Origin of the sequence: Paracoccus isoporae (genome assembly GCF_900101865.1) — a bacterium.
Lineage (GTDB): Bacteria > Pseudomonadota > Alphaproteobacteria > Rhodobacterales > Rhodobacteraceae > Paracoccus > Paracoccus isoporae.
Genome location: NZ_FNAH01000011.1, coordinates 75,797 through 97,519, shown reverse-complemented (window position 1 = coordinate 97,519; position 21,723 = coordinate 75,797). Strand labels below are relative to the sequence as shown.

The 21,723-nt window shown below is 60.8% G+C and carries 24 protein-coding genes; 8 read left to right on the top strand and 16 right to left on the bottom strand.

The window, feature by feature from the left end:
• Positions 1–201: 201 nt before the first annotated feature.
• From BLT73_RS14905 to BLT73_RS14890, 4 genes are all read right to left on the bottom strand, one after another.
• A complete protein-coding gene (locus BLT73_RS14905; RefSeq protein ID WP_072702316.1) occupies positions 202–2,178 on the bottom strand; it encodes an ATP-binding protein in 1,977 nt (658 codons plus the stop codon).
• Positions 2,179–2,457: 279 nt separating this feature from the next.
• Positions 2,458–3,057, bottom strand: a complete 600-nt coding sequence (locus BLT73_RS14900) for a rhomboid family intramembrane serine protease (RefSeq protein WP_017468205.1) — start codon at positions 3,055–3,057, stop codon at positions 2,458–2,460.
• A 130-nt stretch (positions 3,058–3,187) separates the two neighbouring features.
• Positions 3,188–3,523, bottom strand: coding sequence for a hypothetical protein (locus BLT73_RS14895; RefSeq protein ID WP_234994812.1), 336 nt, complete (start codon positions 3,521–3,523; stop codon positions 3,188–3,190).
• A gap of 281 nt (positions 3,524–3,804) precedes the next feature.
• Entirely contained in the window at positions 3,805–4,218 is a 414-nt protein-coding gene (locus BLT73_RS14890) for a MerR family transcriptional regulator (RefSeq protein WP_153218054.1), read from the bottom strand.
• An 88-nt stretch (positions 4,219–4,306) separates the two neighbouring features.
• Here BLT73_RS14890 and BLT73_RS14885 point away from each other — a divergent pair, with 88 nt between their 5' ends.
• From BLT73_RS14885 to BLT73_RS14860, 8 genes are read left to right on the top strand one after another with little or no spacing between them, the layout of a single operon-like run.
• The gene (locus BLT73_RS14885; RefSeq protein WP_425427228.1) at positions 4,307–4,702 is read left to right on the top strand and encodes a mercuric transporter MerT family protein; all 396 of its coding nucleotides are present in this window, start codon (positions 4,307–4,309) and stop codon (positions 4,700–4,702) included.
• Between the two features lie 15 nt (positions 4,703–4,717).
• Positions 4,718–5,020, top strand: coding sequence for a heavy-metal-associated domain-containing protein (locus BLT73_RS14880; protein WP_040545980.1), 303 nt, complete (start codon positions 4,718–4,720; stop codon positions 5,018–5,020).
• Positions 5,021–5,030: 10 nt separating this feature from the next.
• A complete protein-coding gene (locus BLT73_RS17090) occupies positions 5,031–5,282 on the top strand; it encodes a hypothetical protein (RefSeq protein ID WP_072629817.1) in 252 nt (83 codons plus the stop codon).
• Positions 5,279–5,665, top strand: a complete 387-nt coding sequence (gene merF / locus BLT73_RS14875) for a mercury resistance system transport protein MerF (protein ID WP_007803570.1) — start codon at positions 5,279–5,281, stop codon at positions 5,663–5,665. Before BLT73_RS17090 ends, merF begins: the two co-directional genes overlap by 4 nt.
• A complete protein-coding gene (locus BLT73_RS17375; RefSeq protein WP_007803572.1) occupies positions 5,662–5,799 on the top strand; it encodes a hypothetical protein in 138 nt (45 codons plus the stop codon). Before merF ends, BLT73_RS17375 begins: the two co-directional genes overlap by 4 nt.
• Position 5,800: 1 nt before the next feature.
• Positions 5,801–7,231: a mercury(II) reductase gene (gene merA, locus BLT73_RS14870; protein ID WP_245727355.1), complete on the top strand. Its 1,431-nt coding sequence runs from the start codon at positions 5,801–5,803 to the stop codon at positions 7,229–7,231.
• 22 nt (positions 7,232–7,253) lie between these two features.
• On the top strand, positions 7,254–8,606 hold the full coding sequence (locus tag BLT73_RS14865) for a dihydrolipoyl dehydrogenase family protein (RefSeq protein WP_017467591.1): 1,353 nt from the start codon (positions 7,254–7,256) through the stop codon (positions 8,604–8,606).
• Between the two features lie 56 nt (positions 8,607–8,662).
• Positions 8,663–8,989, top strand: coding sequence for a YnfA family protein (locus tag BLT73_RS14860; RefSeq protein ID WP_040546036.1), 327 nt, complete (start codon positions 8,663–8,665; stop codon positions 8,987–8,989).
• A gap of 600 nt (positions 8,990–9,589) precedes the next feature.
• On the opposite strand, the gene BLT73_RS14850 is transcribed toward BLT73_RS14860, so the two are convergent.
• The 12 genes from BLT73_RS14850 to BLT73_RS14795 form a co-directional block, all read right to left on the bottom strand.
• Complete coding sequence (locus tag BLT73_RS14850) at positions 9,590–10,318, bottom strand: DUF736 family protein (RefSeq protein WP_090525093.1); 729 nt, start codon at positions 10,316–10,318, stop codon at positions 9,590–9,592.
• Positions 10,319–10,442: 124 nt separating this feature from the next.
• Positions 10,443–10,745 (bottom strand): hypothetical protein, encoded by a 303-nt coding sequence (locus BLT73_RS14845; protein ID WP_090525091.1) that lies wholly within the window; start codon positions 10,743–10,745, stop codon positions 10,443–10,445.
• Positions 10,746–10,845: 100 nt separating this feature from the next.
• Complete coding sequence (locus BLT73_RS14840; protein WP_090525089.1) at positions 10,846–11,307, bottom strand: DUF6915 family protein; 462 nt, start codon at positions 11,305–11,307, stop codon at positions 10,846–10,848.
• A 1-nt stretch (position 11,308) separates the two neighbouring features.
• Positions 11,309–11,695 (bottom strand): DUF6878 family protein, encoded by a 387-nt coding sequence (locus tag BLT73_RS14835; RefSeq protein WP_090525086.1) that lies wholly within the window; start codon positions 11,693–11,695, stop codon positions 11,309–11,311.
• Between the two features lie 121 nt (positions 11,696–11,816).
• Positions 11,817–16,079, bottom strand: coding sequence for a strawberry notch family protein (locus BLT73_RS14830; RefSeq protein WP_090525083.1), 4,263 nt, complete (start codon positions 16,077–16,079; stop codon positions 11,817–11,819).
• A gap of 107 nt (positions 16,080–16,186) precedes the next feature.
• A complete protein-coding gene (locus BLT73_RS14825; protein WP_071974127.1) occupies positions 16,187–16,462 on the bottom strand; it encodes a type II toxin-antitoxin system RelE/ParE family toxin in 276 nt (91 codons plus the stop codon).
• Positions 16,449–16,748 carry a type II toxin-antitoxin system RelB/DinJ family antitoxin gene (locus tag BLT73_RS14820; RefSeq protein WP_044353023.1) on the bottom strand — a complete coding sequence of 100 codons (300 nt, stop codon included), beginning with the start codon at positions 16,746–16,748 and terminating at the stop codon, positions 16,449–16,451. The genes BLT73_RS14825 and BLT73_RS14820 overlap by 14 nt, the downstream gene beginning before the upstream one ends.
• Positions 16,749–16,852: 104 nt before the next feature.
• Positions 16,853–17,509 carry a DUF6927 domain-containing protein gene (locus tag BLT73_RS14815; RefSeq protein WP_090525082.1) on the bottom strand — a complete coding sequence of 219 codons (657 nt, stop codon included), beginning with the start codon at positions 17,507–17,509 and terminating at the stop codon, positions 16,853–16,855.
• Positions 17,509–18,102: a regulator gene (locus BLT73_RS14810; protein WP_090525080.1), complete on the bottom strand. Its 594-nt coding sequence runs from the start codon at positions 18,100–18,102 to the stop codon at positions 17,509–17,511. The genes BLT73_RS14815 and BLT73_RS14810 overlap by 1 nt, the downstream gene beginning before the upstream one ends.
• A gap of 73 nt (positions 18,103–18,175) precedes the next feature.
• Entirely contained in the window at positions 18,176–20,158 is a 1,983-nt protein-coding gene (locus tag BLT73_RS14805; protein ID WP_090525078.1) for a ParB/RepB/Spo0J family partition protein, read from the bottom strand.
• Between the two features lie 156 nt (positions 20,159–20,314).
• Positions 20,315–20,704 (bottom strand): DUF3768 domain-containing protein, encoded by a 390-nt coding sequence (locus tag BLT73_RS14800; RefSeq protein ID WP_090525076.1) that lies wholly within the window; start codon positions 20,702–20,704, stop codon positions 20,315–20,317.
• Positions 20,705–20,774: 70 nt separating this feature from the next.
• Positions 20,775–21,713: an ArdC family protein gene (locus tag BLT73_RS14795; protein WP_090525075.1), complete on the bottom strand. Its 939-nt coding sequence runs from the start codon at positions 21,711–21,713 to the stop codon at positions 20,775–20,777.
• Positions 21,714–21,723: the final 10 nt, after the last annotated feature.

Genomic DNA, 21,723 nt, shown 5'->3' with positions numbered 1-21,723 from the left:
TCTCTTTCCAAAATCCAACACCTCCGCCGCACGTGTGCGTGCAGAATGCCCAGATCAAATCAGAAATGGCAGGAGGTGGTCGGCGTAGCGCTTACTTCTTTATGAGGAATGGGTTGGCGCTACGTTCCGCAAGGAAGGGTGGAAAGTGGTGGTTCCCTGCGTATTAGTTAAAGTGGCAGAGAAACGCGGAAGCAAACTTGATTATACTGAGATCCCGATACGTTCGAAGAATGCTCGGTTGCGTGACTTAGCGGACTCGAGAACGTCTTTGAAAGACGAGACCTCGATAAAAATCGAATAGGACGCGTCCCACGAATAGTATGTGTTTGAACCCGCCTTTCGGTGGAAGTTCCCGAGAGCCTTCATGACATCACGTAGCTTGGGTGTTATATCCGCGATGATGTGACACATGAACGGCGTAGTTTCTTCGATTGAGCGTATGGGAGTCCCGTCATACTTGATCGCCTCACCAGACTTCCGCATGTCTTCAACATATTTTCGGACTTGCGTGATGGGGTTTTTCTCCAAAGTGTAGTTGTCGATTTTCGGACGCTTGAATTCTACAATAGTGATTGGGGAAGACTTGTCTTCATTTTCAAAGCCAAGGCCAAGGTCGAAAATGGAGACGTCTGGCCTATCTTTTGGGTGAGTGGGATCTGACACTTGCTTTTCCATGCGGGTGTCAGAGTTGAAATATGAGTAGAATGCCAGTCGGTCGTCAACGATCCATAAATTGTGATCGTCGTAATCCAAATCCGAGGAAGTGGATTTCAGAGGGCAGATTATGTCGTGGAGAACGTCCTCATACTCGGAATCTTGATCTGTATTAGGCTTGAATTTCAAGCTCTCTTCGAACACATCGAGAACCAACTTGCGCTTCATGACATATTCAGCAAGCGACGACACCGACTCTTGCTTGAGTTCTGCGACATACTCTTTGGCCTTCGCCTCCACGTCAGGCAACTTCTTCTCAATTGACCGTTTGAAAGCATTCTTACGGCGTTCATATTGACGCAGCGACTGACGGGACATTTCCACAAATATGTCCTCTTTCCGGTTCGTGCCGTAATGGAGCGTTTCCGCGACTTCAGCATCCGTACCTTGAATACTAAGGAAACGAGGATGCTCGATGCGGAGGGCGCTGACAATGCCTGTCTGCTTCTCTCGAATCTCAGCGAGTTCGGGGGCGAGGAACTCCTTGACGCGCTCTTTCGCCTGATCGACGATGCTCTCAATCTCATCTTCTGACAAAGAGAAGTCCGTTCTTGTGTCATTCACAGATTCATCGAGGGCCGCACTTTCAATATACCCAAGGAATGCGAATTTACTATCAATAGCCTTAAGGCCAATCACCCCGTCCATGTCGAACCGTTTTACAGCACGTCCGTTTGCTCCAAGGTAAAGTGCGTTCGTGCTTCTTTCGTCGTCAGAGATTGCTTTGGGAAGCAGAAAACAGTGGCAGACAAAATCTTCGGACCCGCCAGAAGCGGATAAAGTGAACCGATAATCTGCATCGCGCTCAACTGATTCTGAGAATGCCTCGAACAGGTCTATCTCGGCATCAACATCACAGACCGTAATTTTTGGATGACTGATATTGATGAAGTAACTTATGAAATGAGCCAAAAGCCGATTTGTGATCGTGCTTGCCTTCTTCGGTATGTGCAGAGCGTAGTCACGTTTGTAGGGAGTCAACTGAATAATTGAGCCTGGAGTGCTTTGATCCGCTGGCGCAAGGGTCAGATTGTCCGTTGGGTTGGAAACCTTGAAATCAAAAGAAATAGAACGACCGATGGACCCGTCATCGTAAACACTTTGAATACGCACCTCGTCCAGCACCTTGAGCCAAACAAGGCGCCCTACGCCTTTTCCGCCAATCTTTTCTTTGGCACGTGAGTCCATTCGGCGAAAAGACTCGAGATTGCTTTCGTTAAAGCCAATTCCATTGTCAGAAATAGTAAAGCCTTCCATCTCCCCAGATTCAGTGCGGTGCAGTTCGATTGTGACTTCGCCCTTGCTGAGATTATCCTTGCCAAATCTGTCTTCGACGGCGTGAATGGAGTTCATCACAGCTTCAAAAAGTGGGAAAAGTGAGTTCTTGGCATTCGGAGCAAGCGATAAGTTTCGAATGCGCCCTGCGGGGTCGTTGTCCCAGCCGGTTTGAATTCGAACGTCCATGCTATTTGCTACCGCCTGCCCTCAGTGGCACTATGACTGCGTAGCTGCTAGGGCGCAATCCGACACTTTTCCTTGGCCCTGACCTGCGAGCCCACTTGCCGAGCAAGTTCTGGTCCTCTCCACCTCTTCTCTGTTTACGAGAGGAGAGAACAACAACGTGGGCCATTTCCATCTTTCGAGAAGTCACGGCAACCGTTCAGAGCACTTTCTTGGCAAGATCATGAAGCATACGCTGCACCAAACGAGGTCGATCGGCAGCTTAGGCCCGATTGCACTGTTTCAGTTCAGATCGACGCCGCCGAGGCGCGGCGCATGGACATGCGTTCGGATTAGGAACGCAGCGCCCGCGCCCGCGATAGCGCCGAAGAGATGCGCCTCCCACGACACGCCGGGTTGGCCCGGAAGAACGCCCCAGAGAATAGAGCCATAGAGGACACCGACCACCAGCGCCGCGCCCAGCGTGATCGGAGAGCGATCCACAAGACCGCGCGCGATGAGGAAGCCAAACCAGCCGAAGATCAGCCCCGACGCACCGATATGGATCGCCGAGCCGCCGAACAACCACACGAGACCGCCCCCTAGGCCGATCACCACGGCGTTCACCGACAGCAAGCCTCGCGTGGTCGTTGCCACCAGCAGCCCACCCATCACCAGGAGCGGCGGCGTATTGGCCATCAGGTGCGAGAAACTCCCATGCAGGAGGGGCATAGCGATGACACCATCCAACCCGCTGCCGTGCCTGGGGATCAGGCCGAAGGCCGGGTTCAGGCCGTAGCCGGTGATCCAATTGACGACTTGGATCGCCCAGAGCAGCGCGACAAAAGCGGCAAGCGCCGCGGTGCGCCGGAAGAAGACGCGCATGTGATCCCAGTTCATCATGTTGGCGACAGTAGTCGTCCCCACAGCGCCTTCAACGGCTTTCGCGCGCTGCACAGGGTGCCACCTCCGGGAAAGGGGATTCGCGGCGGCCAACCTCGGTAGGGCTCAAGCCAAGAGAATGGCTCCGATCTTACACGGTGTTCCCAGGCCGCAGCGGCATGATTTCACGCTCGGGGCGCTTCAACGCTTCGGCATATTTGCGGGCATTGTCATCGATCGTGCTGTGCCAGAGCTTCGAGACGAACGCCCGGGCGTCTTGCACCGTCATGTCCTTCAGCGAAGAGGACAGCGCCATGAAGAGCTCATCCTCGCTGATCGCGGCGGCATAGTGCATGGCGTCCGCGTAAAATGAAGGGTCGTTCAGGACCTGTTGGCTTAGCGGCATCAGCGCGAGGTTCTCTTCCGGGATCGCCATGAAGATCGTGTCCTGCAGGTCGGTCAGATACGCACGCCGCGAGGTGGACACCGGCTTTCCTGCTGCCTGGGGTCTGCTCCGGCTCAGTGCAAAATCCTACGTTAAGAAATATTTTTCCCTGACGCTGGCACCCTTTGCGGAATTTACATTGAGACACGAGCTGAGATGCACGAGTTCGCTATCTGAGAGCCTATTTTACATCCGTTTTACAAACCTGCGTTTGTGAAAGCCGCCATTCGCTGCGCTGCGCATAAAATCACACAGTGCGGGACTTTTCGGGCTTTCGCTGCGCCGTTCACGAAGGTCCGTTGCCCCCTCTTCTTTAGGGTGGACTAAGCATCGAGTAACGCATCGATCACCGCGCATTCTGGGGCAGCATCGCCGGTGCATCGCGCAACAGTGTCCGACAGGACGCGCTCGATGCGCTGCAGATCGGCAATCTTGGCCTGAACGTCAGTCAGATGATCTTCGGCGATGATCTGCACCTCGGCGCATGTCCGGGATCGGTCATCGACCAGCCCAAGCAGCCCGCGAACCTCTTCGAGAGAAAAGCCTAGATCGCGGGACCGCATGACGAATTTCAGCCGCTTGACGTGGGCATCGTCGTAGCTTCGGTAGCCCTTCGTACTGCGCGGCGGGTCCGGCATGATCCCGATTTTCTCGTAATAGCGAATGGTTTCCAGGTTGCAGCCCGTTGCGCGGGCCAAATCGCCCCGCCGAATTGATCTCACGCTTGTGTTACTCATTGTGCCGAAAAATCCCTTGAGCCTGTATCAACTACAGACCCTAGAACGGTGGAAACATCTGTTCAAGGAAGATTCGATGGAACAACATTTGGCGGAACTTCCGCAATCTCAGTCGCAGAAAATTGGCGACGAAACCACCAAGGGATGGGGCGTGACCGGCCTCGGCGTCCTCGGTGCGCTGGCGATGACTTCTTGCTGCATCCTTCCATTGGTGCTGGTCAGCTTTGGCGTGACAGGCGTGTTCATCGCGCAGCTCGGGGCGCTCTATGCCTACAAATGGTACACCTTCGCGCTGAGCGCCGCGTTTTTGGGATACGGCTTCTACAAGGCTTACAAGCCTGTAGATGCCGAGGCCTGTGCCGATGGCACCTGCGCCCGCCCCATCGACCGCCGCATCATGCGCGCAACCCTCTGGGCCGCTTCCGCGATTGTCGCTGTCGCCATGATCTTTCCCTACATCACCCCCTTCATCCTGAAATTCTGAACGAGGACCATGACCATGAAGCATCTCCTGTTATCCGCCCTGGCCATCGTCGCACTCTCGACCCCGGCCCTCGCTGAAGAGCGCCAGGTCGAGATCGCCGTCAGCGAACTGACATGCCCGTCCTGTTCGTTCATTGTTGCCAGCTCGATGCGCGGTGTTCCGTCGGTCGAGATCGCCGCATTCGAGGACGGCCCCGAATACGGGCAGGGTGTTTACAGCGTGACCTACGATGACGCCGAAACTTCCATCGAAAGCATCATCGGCGCGGTGACGGCCAATGGCTATCCGGCGCAGGTGCTGCCCGACACAGCCTCCTGAGCCGCCTGCAATGCGTGACAATCTGATGGGTGGCCTGCTGGCCTTCGGAATAGCAGCTCCGGTCGTGGTCGTCTGCTGCGGCGGCGGAACTGCCGTGCTTGCAGCGTTGTTCGGCGGCGTTGGGGCTTGGCTCTCTGGAATGAGTGGCATTGCCGTGCTGGTTTTGGCGGGTCTGACCTACCTGATCGTCCGCGCACTGCGTCGTTCGCAAATGAAACGCGCCTCCGGCCCCGACCCATCACAAAGAAAGACGGCTCCTTGACTGACACACCTGAAAATTCCGACCGTCTGCTGAAATGGGGGCTTGGCGGTGCGCTCTTCGCCGCGCTCTGCTGCTTTACACCGCTTCTGGTCGTCATCGTCGCTGGCGTCGGATTGTCGGCCCTCACGGGCTGGCTCGATTACGCCCTGTTCCCGCTGCTGTTTTTCAGCCTCGCCGTGGTGGCACAGGCCCTTTGGCTGCGCGCTGGCAAACCGGGACCGGCCCCGAAACTTTGGGCCACCGGCCTCGCGGTGGCCCTGTCGATCCTGATCATTCTTCTCGAATTCAGGTTCGCAATACGGATCACAATCGGCGTTTTCGCCGCCACAGCACTCTACGCGGTTCTCCTGAACCGTGCGCAAAAGAAAGGATCGCTCTTATGATGATGGGATGTTGCACCGCCACCGGCATGGTCTTCGGCCTCCTCGGCATGTTGACACCGCTGATCGCCATCGGCGCGGTCATATATCTGCTCGCCGCCAGACCAAAAGACCCCGAACATGGCGAGGCGCGCTGAGATGAAAGACCTGAACAAAAACGACGATGAACAGGGCGGCTATGACCTGATCGTTCTTGGGGCCGGATCGGCGGGGTTCTCCGCCGCAATTACCGGCGCGGATGCCGGAAAGCGTGTCGCCCTCGTAGGACATGGCACCATCGGCGGAACTTGCGTCAACGTGGGATGCGTGCCCTCCAAGGCGATGATCCGTGCGGCAGAGGCCGTGCACTGTGCGGGGGCTGCCAAGCGGTTCCCCGGCCTGTCGGGACGGGCACAAGTGGATGATTGGCAGACGCTCGTTCAGTCCAAGGACGATCTGGTCACGACCCTGCGCCAGAAGAAATACGCGGACCTTCTGCCGGAATATGAGGATGTCGATTACATCGACGCCGGTCCCGCGCGGCTGATCGAAGGTGGCGTGACAGTCGGTGAGCGAACCCTGAAAGCACCGAGGACCATCATCGCCACGGGCGGGCGTCCCGTTCGGCCGACCATCGACGGCATCGAGGAAATCGGCGCGCTCAACAGCACCAGTCTTCTGGAACTCGAAGTACTGCCGAAAAGCCTGATCTTCATCGGCGCGGGCTACATCGGCGCGGAGCTGGCCCAGATGATGAGCCGCATGGGCGTGAAGGTCACGCTTGTCGCCCGTTCGCATCTGTTGCCCGGCGCGGAACCAGAGGTCTCGGAGGCATTGGCGGCGGCGTTCGAGGCCGAAGGCATCACCCTTCTGACCGGGTTAAGCTACGACACTGTGCGCCGCGACGACGCGGGCGTGACACTGCGCGTGATCCAGAACGGAAAGCCTGTCGAAGTGACGGCGGATCACCTCGTTTCGACCGCTGGCAGGCGGGCCAATACCAAAGATATGGGCCTGGACGCAATCGGCGTGGAAACCGACGCGCGTGGGTCCATCGTCGTCGGCGAGGACATGCAGACATCGGTGCGCGGCATCTATGCCGCAGGCGATGTGACCGACCGCGACCAGTTCGTCTATATGGCGGCCTATGGTGCAAAGCTCGCGGCCAAAAATGCGGTTCTCGGCGAAGACCATCGCTACGACAACGCCGCGATGCCCTGGGTGGTGTTTTCCGACCCGCAGGTCGCGGGCGTCGGTCTCGGTGAAGCCCAGGCGCGGGACGCGGGCCTCGACGTCAAGACGTCCATCGTACCGCTCGATCAGGTGCCGCGCGCACTGGCCGCACGCGACACGCGCGGATTGATCAAGCTGGTGGCGGACAGAAAGTCCGACCGGCTGCTTGGCGGCCAGATCATCGCGCCCGAGGGGTCCGATACGATCCAGACCCTCGTTATGGCGCTGAAGTTTGGCATGACCACAAAGGCGCTCGGGGAGACGATCTTCCCCTATCTGACGACCGTGGAAGGGCTGAAGCTGGCGGCGCAAACCTTCGATATGGACGTGGCAAAGTTGAGCTGCTGCGCCGGATGAAGATCAGGACAAGGACCGGAGAATGAATGAAGACTACGACCTGATCGTCATCGGGGCGGGCATGGCGGGCGTGGCCGCGGCCAACAAATGTGGCGCGGCAGGATGGCGTGTCGCCATTGTCGATGCGCTGCCCTACGGCGGCACCTGCGCATTGCGCGGCTGCGATCCAAAGAAAATCCTGCGGCGCGGTGCGGAAATCATGGACGCGGCACGGCTCATGCAGGGCAAGGGGATCGATCCCGGTGATCTGTCGATCAACTGGGCCGATCTGATGGCACACAAGCGTGGCTTCACCGATCCCGTGCCGGACAAGATGGAAAAGGGCCTGTCGGGCAACGGCGTCGAAACCCTGCATGGAGCCGCGCGGTTCACGGGAAGCAACACGCTGGAGGTCGATGGAACGGCATATCAGTCGGAACGGTTCCTCGTGGCCGCCGGTGCCATGCCCAGGCCGCTGAGCTTCACAGGGGCCGATCTCGTGATCGACAGCACGGATTTCCTCAACCTGGAGGCCCTTCCCAATCGGGTTCTTTTTATCGGTGGCGGCTTCGTGTCCTTCGAGTTTGCGCATATCGCCGCACGGGCCGGAGCCAACCCGATCATCGTGGATCGTGGCGCCCGGCCCTTACGCGGCTTCGATCCCGATCTGGTCGAAATGCTGATCGACCGCAGCGGCGGTATCGGCGTGGACCTGATGCGCGAAACCGAAATCGTGTCGGTCTCGGAAGCCAGTAGAGCATTCACTGTCGAGGTGAAGTCGGGCGATGAAACCCGAACAATCGAAACCGATCTGGTCGTGCATGGCGCGGGCCGTGTGGCAGCCCTGGCCGATCTGAATCTTGAGGCGGCTGGTGTTGATTACAGCGACAAGGGCATCGTTGTAGCCCCGCATCTGCAAAGCACGACAAACAGCGCGGTCTTTGCCGCCGGAGATTCCGCCGACACCGATGGCATGCCGCTGACGCCAGTCGCAGTGATCGAAGGGAAGGTCGCGGCCTCCAACATGCTCAAAGACACTCAGACCGCACCGGATTATGCCGGTATTCCTACAGCCGTCTTCACAGTCCCGGAAGTGGCGCGTGTCGGCATGTTGGAAAGTGAGGCAAGGGACGCCGGGTATGATGTCGATGTTCGGTTCACCGACACTGGCGATTGGTATTCGAACTACCGGATCGGCGAGACCTCTGCTGCCGCGAAGGTCCTCGTGGACAAGTCGAACGGCAAGATCCTCGGCGCGCACCTGTTCGGCCCGGAATACGGCGAACTGATCAATTTCTTCGGGCTGGCAATCAAGCTGGGCCTGGCGGCCAAGCAACTTAAGTCGATGACGGCGGCCTATCCAAGTGTTGGATCGGATTTGGGCTCGCTTCTCTGAATTTGAAAGATTTTTCGCAATAGACCCGATCCTCCTCGGAACGTATGTCTGGCCCGATGAAGACGGTTCTTATCTACTTCGCCGCTGCGCTGGCCGAAATTGCCGGATGCTTTGCTTTCTGGGCCTGGTTCCGGCTGGACAAGAGCGTGTTTTGGTTGGCACCGGGCATGCTGTCCCTTGCCGCTTTCGCCTGGCTACTGGCGCTCAGCCCCGCCGATCAGGCGGGCCGCGCCTATGCAGTCTACGGTGGCGTTTACATCGTATCGTCCCTGCTGTGGCTATGGGGCGTAGAAGGGCATCGCCCGGATCAATGGGATGTAGTTGGAGCGGTCATTTGCCTTGTCGGTGCGGGTATTATTCTCTGGGCACCGCGCAGTATTTGAGAGGCAGCCGCAGACGGGGTGAAGCGCTGAATCGTTCGATTAGATCGCCTTTTGGTTCACGCGTTCCGACAACTCGGCGCTGCTTTCCCTCCGCATCGCGGCTGCGATCAAGCAGGTTTTCTACCGCCCTCGAAAGCAGCGATACATCCTTTACGCAGCATCGGTCAAAGTGGGCTCTGAACTGCCGTTCGCTGTATCGAGAAGGAACGACCGGTTTTGCTTAACGTAGGATTTAGCACTGAGCCGGAGCAGACCCCTGCCTTGGCGTCCAGATATGCCTGCCTTGTCCTGTCGAGCTTCGACCTTGCATGGGTCATGATGACATCACGCTGTCGTTCAGGCAGCGCAAATCCGGTGCAACGCACGATATGAGCAAGAAGCTCTTCAACCTCGGCGTCTACATCAAAGCTCTCGAACCACGGAGCTTTTCCCAGTCTCGCCACCATGTGCCTACCCTCGTCCTCTCAATAATATATTATCGTATATCATATTCAGCAGATCGCAAGCAGATGTGTGCGTCGTACCGCCAGACATGGAAAAAGGGGAACCGTGGTCCCACGGCTCCCCTTTCGGTTCGTATCGTTTTATCTCGCGCGCCGATTAGGCGACCAACGACAGCCCCGTGCCTGCATCCTGCGGCTGCTCACCGCTGTCGATGAACGGGATGATCGAGAAGGTCTGCCCACCGCGCTGTTCTTCGTTCTGCACGGCGTTCACGCGCAGGTCGCCATCGGGCGTGTTGATCAGCAGCGACAGGTAGTCATTGCCCGTGCGGCTGCTTTTCGCCATCCAGGCCGAGCCGACGCGGATCGGTGTGCCCCGGGGCGAGCTGACCTCGATCCGGTAATCGGGGTGAGTCTCCTCGGATTTATAGCTGTTCTCGATCAGCATGAATTCCAGATCGAACATCATGTTGGCGATGTAGCCGGTGAAGGCGTTGTCGGCGTCCATAGCGGTGAGCTCGCCCGAGATCGAGCCGGATTTCATCAGGCCGTTCGAGACCAGCGGGATGATCTCGAATTCGCCGCTCTGGGCCGCGCGCGCCTCTTTCGTCTGCACCGCATTGACCCGGAACGGGCCCAAGCCGACATCGATCTGCATCGAGATGTAAGGGTTTCCGCTGGTATTGCCGGTCTCGTTCCAGGCCGTGCCGATGCGCACCTTGCGGCCTGATTTGTTGACTGCCGTTACGTCAAAATCCGGGCTGCGTTCGGACATCTTCGGGCGGTTTTCAAGCTGGATGGCGATATCGAAACGTGTCGAATGGATCATGCCGGTGTACTGAGCGGCTGCGGTCTCGACGTTGCGGGTGAGGGTTCCTGCGAACATGGGATGGTTCCTTTTGGATTGGCCGGTGCCTGACGTTTTTGCCAACGCATCCGGGATTGCTTTCTCGACCCCTTGAGGGATCACAAATCAGAAAGCCTGCTTTCCTTTCAGCCCCGCCCACGGGTCAAAGCTGCCGTCCGAGTGGGAATGCCCCCGCGCCTCCGGGTGCTACGCCCCTCCCCTGCCCGTCTGGTCTTGATTGGTTGCCCGGATTTTCTGCGGCGTCCTTCGATTGCGCGACGAAAAACTCCGTTTCTTTTCCGTTCAACCGGTGCCCGCCCCGGTCGGTCAGACCGATGCAGCTACCATTCGGCACATAGGTGATGAGGTACTGACCGAGCCGGTCCTTGTGGACGACGTAGCCGGTATTGGCCCAATGCACGGTCTGGCCCGCATCGACGGCCGCCTTGATATCATTGAGTGTCATGCGATCCTCCTTAAGAAGAATGGTGGGGAAACGACGCAAGAAGCCCGATCTTCCAACCGGGCTTCCATACAGTATTCGTTTGGCAAACGGCCGAGAGCTGTCAGGCGCTTTGCGTGGCCCGCGTCGCGCGCGCCGCCATCCAATCTTTCAGGCCAAGAACCGTTCGTCCGGCGGCGACCTCGGAGGCCCAGGCAACCCTTGGGTCGCCGCAGGGCTCATCGCCGGAATGCCGGTCGATGTGGCCATTGGCCATCCATGGCTCAGGCTGTATCCGTCGCAGCCAGTCCGCCATGCTCGGGATGCGGCCCTGGCAGTCTTCACGGATATGCTGCTCGCCGATCCAGCGCACGGGGATGTCGCGGCCCGCACTATTGGTCAGTGTCAGGCCAAAAACCCGTTCGGCCTCAAAAAGGCCTTGCGCATGGTGACGCATGGCTCTGTGCGTGAAGAGCGCGAGGTGCTCTTTGGAAGCGTCGAACCAGTCGTGGACGGCTTGATAGTCGGACGGCACCCCGCCGAATTTCCGGGCAGAGCTTTCGGCATGATGAAGCGGATGGGCCATCTCACAGCCCCTCGTCATAGCTGTGCGAGCATTCGACATAGCGGTCGGCATGATCCAAGGTGACACTGTCGGCGGTGATGTCCCAGGTCAGCGTGCCGTAGCCGCCCTCGTTGTTTTCGAACCCCGGGTGATGGTGATAGGCGAGCGACCAGGCGAAGTCGCCAACCTCTGTGGCAAGCGGCTCCGGCAGTTGGACCTCTGCAGGCTGCACCGTCACATCCTCGACATTGCCGGAGTCGCCATAGCCTTCGTATTCGACAGCGACCTCGCTGATGCCAAGCGCACGTAGTTGCGCGAGCAGCTCCACTCTGGATGCCTTCAAGGTGGTTTCGCGCTCTGCACGCCACTGAGCCGCCATTGCGGCATAGTCGATCTGGGGATTGGTCATGGGTCTGTCCTCTTATCTGAATTTGGGGGGGCCGGGCCTGGCATTGGTCAGCGCGCGCCCGGAAAGCGCAGATCGGCCAAATCCCATCCACGCCGCCCGACCGGAAGCTCGCTTTGACTTTTCAGGCGGCTTGTTCTGCCACCTTGGCGACTCGCTGCCCCACGATCCGGGCCAGAATGCTTCCCGTGTCGATCCCGTCCCCATGCGGCAGGAACACACGCAACTGGAAGGCGATGATCTCGGTGAAGCAGCCGAGCGCCTTGAGGCCATCGATCATGCCCCGATCCGCACCGCCCAACTCAAGGCGCATCTCGCCTGCGACCCGGCGACGGGTCAGGGTCAGACCCCGGCCCAGATCGACAGGTGCGGTGGTGCCGAGGGCGGCGGTCAACATCTCCTGTGGCGTTTGCGGATTGGAGACGAGGAAGCGGGCGCGCAGCGAGGCCGCCCCTTCCTCACTCAGCGTCCGCCCGATCATGGCCGTCGCCCCGTCTGGCGTGACACGGTAGATCCGCTCATTGGTGGTCGGAATGTCCTTCCAGATCGGCAGCAGCAGCCCGGTCAGCAGGTAGAGCTTGGTCGTGGTGGTTTTTGGCAGGGACGCAGCCTCGGCCTCCCAAATCTGCGCAAATTCGGGCCTGTCGATCTCTTCCCGAGCCGAGGACTCAAACCGTGCCTCTTCGAGATAGCTCGACCCGTTTGGCCGCACCGCCTTGCGCATCAGCGTGACAATGTCCTCGTCATACATCTGCATGGGCCGCGCCGAGATGAGCGCCGCGCGACCGGAGGCGCGATTCACCATCGGCAGCTTGTCGGGATTGCGCGATATGGCCTCTTCGGCGACCAGGACATACACTGGGTCCGTCACCTCAAGTCCGATAATCCGCGTCACGGCGCCGGATTTCGGGCAGGTCCAGAGATCCTCGGTGGAGACCTGCTCGATCTTTTCGCCACGTAGGGTTTCCACGCCGAGATCGAGCGTGCCCGCCGCGCGCGCCCGCTCAGACTGATCGGCAATCCGGCGCATGAACTCGGCAAAGAGCGCGTTCTGCATGTGGATGGGAAGGGCAAGCACCCGGTTGAGAAACCGCTGGATCGGGGGAAGCTCTTCGAGCAGCACCCCGTCCTTGTCGATCAGCCGCAGGGCCGTCCAGTCGGTGAAGCTCTCGTAGCTCATCGCCTCGGCGCGCCCGGCGGCAAGATCGGCGAAATACCCACGCAGCGCCGCTCGCGCGATCGGGCTTTCGAGATTGTCCTCCTCGCGGAACATGCCTTGCGAGCCGGTCTCGCGCTGGCCCTTGGTCAGGGCCCCCAGCTGGTCGAGGCGTTTGGCGATCGTCGAGGTGAAACGTTTCTCGCCATGCACATCGGAGGTGCAGACCCGAAAGAACGGTGCGCTGACCTGGGCCGAGCGATGCGTGCGGCCGAGCCCCTGGATGGCTGCATCCGCGCGCCAGCCGGGCTCCAGAAGATAGTGCCGCCGCCGTTTCTGGTTCTTCGCGGTTTGCGCCGCATGGTAGGACCGGCCCGTACCGCCCGCGTCGGAGAAGATCAGGATATCCTTTTCGCCGTCCATGAAGGCTTGGGTCTCGGACGAATTGCTGCTGGCGCTGCGCTTCTCGATGAAGAGATGGCCATCCTCGGCCTTGAGTGGCCGGATGAACCGCCCCGTGACTTCTGCCACGGCCTCATCGCCAAATGCCCAGAGGATCTGATCGAGCGCCGAGGGGATCGGCGCCAGCGTCATCAATTCCATCATGGCCGCGTCACGCAAAGCGAGCGCCTCGCGCGAGACAACGAGCGCCCCGGTCTCATCCCGCAAGGGTTCCGCCACCATATTGCCGTCGATCTCCACGAGCTTTTGCGCATGGATCGGGAAGGCCTGTTCGAGGTAGCCCAGAACATAGTCGCGCGGCGTCAAGGCACCCTCGACGAGTTCATCCTCCGGGTCCATCGCCTCAAGCCGACGCTTCAGCAGGCTCTCGCCTGTCGAGACAACCTGGATGACGCAAGCATTGCCTGCCGCCAGGTCGTCCTTGATCGCACGGATGATGGTCGGGGCTTTCATGCCCATCAGGAGATGGTTGAAGAAGCGCTGCTTCGTGCTCTCGAAGCGGGACTTGGCCGAGGCGCGTGCGGCCGACGCATTAGTTTCCCCCGAGGCGTCGTTGACGCCGGTCGCAGTCAGCGCCGCTTCGAGATTGTGGTGGATCATCCGAAAAGCACCCGCGTATGCGTCGTAGATCTCGATCTGGGCCGGGGTCAGCGCGTGTTCGAGCACGTCATACTCCACCCCATCAAAACTGAGGGCACGCGCCGTGTAGAGCCCGAGCGTCTTGAGATCGCGCGCGACCACCTCCATGGCAGCCACGCCGCCGGCTTCCATCGCAGAAACGAAGCTCTCGCGGCTTGGGAAGGGGTATTCGGGGCCCTGCCCCCAGAGCCCCAGCCGCGCGGCATAGGCGAGGTTGTGGACGCTCGTCGCACCCGTGGCCGAGATGTAGAAGACGCGAGCGCGGGGTGCTGCCAGTTGCAGCCGGAGGCCAGCAAGGCCCTGCTGGGAGGGTTTGACCCCCCTGCCCTGCTCGGACCCGGCCGCGTTCTGCATGGCATGGGCCTCATCAAAGGCCAGCACGCCTTCAAAGTCTTCGCCCATCCAGGCGAGGATCTGGCTCAGTCGCGTGGTGCCGCATTTGCCCGCGGACCGCAGCGTGGCGTAGGTGACAAATAGGATGCCGTCGCCCATCGGGATGGACTGGTCCGGTTTCCATTTGGAGACCGGCTGGATGTCGGCGGGCGAGCCGCCGAGATCGGTCCAGTCGCGGATGGCGTCCTCGATGAGCGTGGCGGATTTGGAGACCCAGATCGCCTTCCTGCGCCCGGCCAGCCAGTTGACAAGGATGAGCCCCGCGCATTCGCGCCCCTTGCCGCAACCGGTGCCGTCGCCGAGGAAATAGCCAAGGCGATAGGCACGTGCATCCGGGTCATCATCGGCGCGCGTCAGCTTGGTCTGGTCGTCATCGATGGTAAACCGACCGGGCAGGTCGCGCCCATGGGCGTCATGCGCCATGATGATGGTTTCCAGCTGCGCCTCGGAGAGGTGACCCTCCTCGACCAACCGTGCGGGCAGGCGCAAGTCATCACGACCCGTATTTGAGGGCATGGGCGGGGCAACCGAGGCCATGGCGATGCTCTCGACGAGCGGGGTGGGATGTTCCTGCGCACCCGCGATCTCGATCCGTTGCGGACGGTAGCGCGCATAGATGTCCGAGATGGGCGTGTTGTCGCGCGGGATATCAAAGCTCGTGAAAGTTAGCGGGACAACGGCATTGGCCCGAGGCTTGGAGGCGGCGACAGGCGCAGCGGCGGTCTTGCGCGGAGCAGAGGATGGAACGGTCGGCCGAATGTGCGGGATCGCTGCTGCCCGTTGGGCGGGGTGCATCTCAGGCCGGGTTGCGGCCACGGCGTCGACAAAAGGAAGGGCTTCATCCAGATCGCACACAACGGCGCGGATCATCTCGCAATCCTCCTGCACCTTGTCGAAGATCATGAGCTGGGTTTCCACAGTTGTGCCGAGCTTGCGGTAGACCTGCCCCGGCATCGTCAACGCCAGTCGCGGCGTCAGGAGGCTGCAGGCGCGGGACCAATGCGCGGCATCGCGTTCGGGCGTGAACCCCGGCGGCATGATCGCCACCAGGCGCCCACCCGGCGCGAGACGCTTTGCAGCCGCGATGAGATGTTTGGCGGCGATGTGCTTGTCCCGCGACCGATCGACCGAGGCGGCGAAGGGCGGATTCATCACCACGACGTCGGGTAGAACCGGCCTCTGCAGCAGATCATCGATATGCTCGCCGTCATGGCCTGTGACCTCGCCGCCGAAAACCGCGCGCAGGAGGCGCTGGCGAAAGGGGTCGATCTCGTTGAGCAGAAGCGTGGCACCGGCCCGGGCGGCGAAAGCAGCCAGGGCACCGGTGCCAGCCGAGGGCTCCAGCAAAGTCTCGCCCTTGCGAACGGCTGCCGCCCGCACGACCATTGCCGCGAAAGACAACGGCGTGGAAAACTGCTGCAGCCGGATCTGCTGCTCTGACCGGCGGGTTTCCGTCAGCAGCCGCGAGGCAAGCAGCTTTGCAGCGGCGATGTCACCTGCCACGCCGTTCCCACGCAGCAGCACCTGGACAGCCGCGGCCTGCATCAGGTCATATGCCATGCGCCAGTCCCAGGCACCGCCGGCATTGCTGCCAAGAAACGTCTCGCGCATGACGCGCGCGAGCGCTGAGCTGCGCAGGGGTTGGTGGTCGATCTCTGTGCCGATAAGCGCTAGCGCAGAGGCGAGATCGGCTTCGGAGATTGCGAGAGCCGGGTTGGCCGTTCTGGGTTTGGACATGGGGATTTTCCTTTGGATCAGGGTCTGAGTTCCAAAGGACAAAAAGCCCGCTCTACACTTTGAAGGCGTAGAGCGGGCAATTTCTTAGCGGGGGGCCTGCACCCCGATCATGGCCACTGCTGCGCAGCATGAAGAACGCGCAAAATGGTCACCATCTCAGGGCTTTCAGCATAAACCACGATGTAGTTCGGCCGAACAACCATCTCCCTAGTCCCGTCCACACGGCCCGCGCGGTACATCTGAGGGCGTTCTGGAAGGAGGGACGTCTTGTGTTCAATCTCGTCTTTGAGAACTTGGGCGGCATCCGGGTTGTCGTCAGAGATGTAGTCAATGATTGCCAGCAAGTCGGCTATGGCCGTGGCTTTCCATTCAAGATTTGGCAAGGCGCTTCCCGTCAATCAATGCCTGGGCGTCTTGCATCGCCTTGGCATGGGGCGTTGTGGGCCTTGGATCGTCCAGCGCTTCCTGTACCTTCGCCCTGAACCAGGCGTCATAGGCATCCGGATCAGCGGTCAATCCGGCAGGCAAGCCGCCTTCTGCGGCCACGCGGGTCAGAAGAATACGCACCGCGTCGGAGAGCGTCAGACCGACGCCCGCAAGTGCGTCCGAAGCCTGTGCTTTCAGCTGATCGTCAACACGGACATGAAGCATGGATGTTTGGGCAGGCATGGATGGTCCTCCAGTTGATGGAAGTGTTGTATCTCATTTGAGATACGAATTCAAGTCGGCAGTATGTGCGCGCGTGGTCCCGTGGTGTTGTCTCAGCGGGAAACTCAGCCACCCTGCCCCGCCAGGAACTCCGCCAGCACAGGACTGGCCTCGCCTTTTGCGGAGCTGAGCAGCTCCGAGCCCGCAAGCGAGGCCTTCGACAGGCGTACGAGCCCACCGGTTTCCTCGATGCGGTAGCAGCGGCGTTTTTGCCGCCCCCGCTTGTAGTACGTCGCGGTGACGATCTGGCATGTACTGCCATCGGTGAGCGTCACGGGCGTGGCGAGCCTGATCTTGTCGCCTTCCTCGTAGTCCGGGATCGCAGCCCAATTCCGGCAGCGCTGACGCCAGTCCTGGGCGTAGCTGTCCGGGTCTTTCAGGTCGGAGAGAAGCTCGATCAGCCCAAGCGGAGCACGAGATTCGTTCGGGCCAGCACTTTCCTCCATGTCCTTGTAGCCCCAGCAGCCGTCATCGTATCGGGTGAGGAAGACAGCCCCGAAAGTGATGGAGCCATCCGCATCGGTGACATAGGTCGTGTCTTCGACAGGGGTGCCGTCGAGATTGGTGACCTTTGCCGCCGCATACCAGGTTGAGCCGACCTTGCAGGCCTTGACCAGTTCAGTTTTGCGCGTGTCGCCATGAGAGGTGCAGAGCCTGGCGATTTCCGCTTTCTCATCCGCGTAGGTCTGAACGCGGCGATCGGTGTAGAAAAGCCAACCCATCACGCCACCCTCCGGTCATCGAGTTCCATTAGGGCATCAAGCGGCACGCGGTAGGGCTGCATGGCGTCGAAATCCTCGCAATTGCCGCAGTTCTGCACGATCGCGAAGGTGTCGCAGGCATCCTTGAGGATAACCCGGAAGGTGCCGCCGAGGCCCGAGGGCACTTCGTAGGTTCCGCCGATGAGATAATCCGAGGCCCGGCGCACGAAGACGCGGATGCTGTGGCCATCGGTGGCGAGCCGGATGGCCCCTCGCCCCCGGTCGATGAGCACCTGCACGTCATCCAGGATGTCGGTGTAGAACTGGCCGGTCAGATCACGAAACGCCATGCGGCGCTGCGCCATCCAGTCGGTGTCCCGAAACGGGTTCATGCCGTCGGCGAAGGCGAAGGAAGGATCGGCCTGCTCGGTGGTAACGATACGGGTGGTCGTGCCATCGATGCCGTTCGAGCGCAGATGCACACCATTGCCGACGATGAGGATCAGGGCGGGCCTGTCCACGGGCCCGTTCCAGTTGGGCAGGAAGGTCTTGCAGGCGCGCGCATGCGCGATTTGCGCCGCAACAGCGGAGGCAGAGAACTTGAGAATAGCCATGGGGATGTCTTTCCGTTGGGTGTGGGAGGGGTCGACCCGCGCGGGGAATGCCTCGCGCGGGTCGCGTGAGGACTCAGGCCGCTTGCGCGACCTCGCTGTCAGGCTCCGGAGATTCCTCGATGGGCTCCGCCTCATCACAGGCGACACCGGCCGTCTGCATCATCGGCGGGCACCAGGCGACCACGGCAGCGCGCTGCGCGTCCGTGAGCGTGGCGAAGGGCTCGGCGAAGAGCTTGTCGCAGAAGGCGACGATCTCTTTCTTGCTCGACGAGGCCAGCGTCACCGCCTCCTGGGCCAATCCCAGATCCTCGCCGAGGATCTTCAGGAGCCAAGCCTTCTTGAAGCGGTTGAAGAGCGCCGCATTCGGCGTCCAGTGGGCGCGGATGTCGGGCATGATCTCGATCTCGAACGCATGCATCAGGCTGTCGCGCTGGCGGTCCCGCGCGAAGCAGGACTGCGTGGTGCTGGCCGTGGCATAGGCCACGAGCTTGGCCTTCTCGCCGGCCTCCAGCGCGCGAAACGCCGCGAACTGATCGGCGGGCGCGCGGGTGTCATCGAGCCAGGAGAGATCAAGCGCATCATGCGCCGCCGCCACCTGCTCGAGCGAGGTCTCGTCGATCTCGTCCATCTTGGCATGGCTGCGGTATTCCTTGCGGGCATCGATCTTGATCGCCTGCGTCACGGCCATGCCGCTGGCCAGAACGTCGCTCACCAGCTTGAAGAGCGTCAGATCGAGCGTGGCTTCCGGATGCAGCGCCATCGCGGCCCCCAATGCCATGGCCCGCTCGGTCTTGAGATCGTCGGCCAGCGAGGCCGGGTAGGTGATTTCGCCGGCGTCGGGGGCTTCCTCCCCGGTCGTGTTGGCTGAGGCGGCGCGCGCGCCCTCTTCTTTCACGATGTCCTCCGGGCGCAAGAGGCCCACATGGAGCGTCACCTGCCCGCCCGACCAGGACGCGATCACGCCTGCACGGGCGAGATCCTCGGCGCTATAGGCCTCCTGCAGGTCGCGGGCTTCCTCTTCCAGAGCGTCGACGCGGTCGTAAAGGGCGTTGTAGGCACCGTCGTCGAGCCCCTCATCTTCCATCTCGAGTTGCAGTTGCTCAAGCTCGGCGGTGATCTCATCGATGCGCTTCTGGGCAGCCTCATCCGGCTCGATCGGGCCGGGATAGACCCGGCCATAGTCCGCCATGGTCGCGTAATCGTAGCGGACCATCGCATCCGCCCAGGCAAAGCCCAGTTTCGCGCGAGCCTCCTCGGCAGCGACCCCGAGCTTCTCGAGCAGGATGGTCTCGACCAGCGCCGCATCCTCGAGCACGGAATGCTCTTCCAGAAGGTCAGCCGCGACGGCACCGCCACGCGCCTCGTAGTCCGCGCGCACGAAGGCTCCGATATCGTCGCTGACCTGCACGCCGCGGGATTTGAGCGCTTGCCGGACGGTATAGGCCTGCAGATAGCTGTCTTCCTTGGTGAGCGCCTCGTAGACCTCGCGCTGAACCTCCTGGCTCGGGTGCTCGGCAAAGGCCTTCATCGTGTCGAGCGTGATCGTCTTCGCCCGAGCGGCGGCGCGGATATCGGGGTGGATCAGCCCGTAGCGCAACCGGCCTTTCACGGCGGCAACGGTCGTGCCGAAAGTCTTTGCGATGGTCTCAGGCGTCTGACCGTCGACCTCCATCATCCGCGCGAAGGCCTCGAACTCGTCAATCGCATTCATGGGGGCCTGCGTGATGTTCTCGGCGAGCGACAGCGCCGTGGTGACGTCGCAATCGTCCGGCACGAGGCGGCAGTCGATCTTGGTTTTCGCGGTGAACCCCTTCGCGACCTTGTCGGCGACCAGCTCCTTCAGCGCGGCATGGCGCCGGCCACCAGCGAGGACGGCGTATTTGCCGTCAAGCTTCTGGACCAGGAGCGGCTGGAGCAGGCCCAGAACGGCGATGCTGGCTTTGAGATGCGCGATGTTCTCGGGGTCATAGGTTTCCGGGGAGTTGCTGCGCACGTTGGCGGGATGGGCGGTCAGATCGCCGATAGCGACGGAGACGGGTTTGAAACTTGCGGTCATAGGATGTCCTTTTCGATGGGTATGGTGCGGCCCGCGCTCGCGCGCGACCAATCCCCGGCTTCGGGGATCAAAACGACAGAAGGCCCGCTTTGCCTTTTGAGGGGCAGCGGGCCTTCATCGTCTGAGATGTCAGGGGGGGGGGCGTCCCCTGCCCCTTTACCAGTCGCGCGCCAGCATGATGGTCAGCACGCGCATGGTGGTGGCGGGGTTGTCCGGGGTCTCGGCCCCGTAGCGGAAATCCGAGCCTGCTTCATACAGATCCAGTTTCCAGAACACGGTCTCGCCCCGGATCTCGACCGCCCCGAAATCGTGCCAGCCTTCCGGGTCATTCTCAGGCTCGAACGTGGCAAACTCACCGGTTGCCTTCACCGCCTCGGCCATGAAGCCGTCACCGGCCTCCATGAGCGAGCGAGTCACATGCATGCGGCCTTGTATGGGCGCCTCTGGCGCTATCCCGAGGCAGGCGAGCTTGCGGAAGGCATCGTTCTGATCGGCGATTACGGCGGGGTCTGGGCGGTCTGTCAGAGGGTGTGCTACGGAGGTCATGGGTCTGTCCTTTGAGAAGTTTGAAATACCCTTCCCAAAGCCTGCTTTCCCTTTGCCGAGACACATTCCCTCAAGCGGCCTGGTCGACCTCCCCTGCCCTGCCCGCCTCCGATCTGGCGATCAGATAATCACAGGCGCGCTGCGCATCGGCGGCGTGCCGGAAGATCGCGCCCTTGTCGGAGCGCAGGACACGCAACCAGTTGTGGAGGTAGGCGGCATTCATCTCGAGCGTATGCGCCGTGAAGCCGAGCGTCTGCCCCAGAAACACCGAGGTCAGTTCCGCGACGATCTCCTCGCGCGCATAGGACGTGTTGCCAAACTTCGAGAACCCGAAATCACGGTTCAATCGATGGGGGGCTTTCGTCGCATGGGCCAACTCATGCGCCCAGACCCCGTAGAAATTGCGCGGGTCCTGGAACCGCGTGATGGATGGCATGTAAACCTTGTCCACGGGGGGCAGATAGTACGCTTCCGTTCCCGTGAAGACGGTTGTGATGTCGATGGCATCGAAAAACGCCTGCATGTGCGGGATGGGCTCGGACGGCGGATGCTCGGGCTCGGGCTCCGGATCGGGGAAGAAGCTGTCGGGCAAGCCCTCGATCTGGCAGGCATTGAATACGCGGTAGGATTTCTGGAAGCGGTAGATGCCGGCCTCCTCGGACCGATCATCGCTCTCCTCCTGATCATCCTCGCCGCCGGCGTCTTTCCGGCTTTGGCCGTAGTAGACAACGACAGAGGACTTCTCGCCTTTGCGCACCTTCGCGTCCAAGGCATTGGCCTGAGGCAGCGTCATCCAGAAGGGCGAGCTATGGCCCGCCATCACGGTGCGCATGGTCAGCATGAAGTTGTTGACCCCCTGGTACGGCTCTCCTCCAACGCGCAGAGGACGCGAGCTGCCACCTGCGGTCCATGGCTTGCGCCACGGCAGTACACCGCGCTCGATGATGCGAATGATTTCGCTTGTGATGACCTCGGAGGCATCGAATTTGGGCGTGCGGGATCGGGCCATGGCTGGCGTC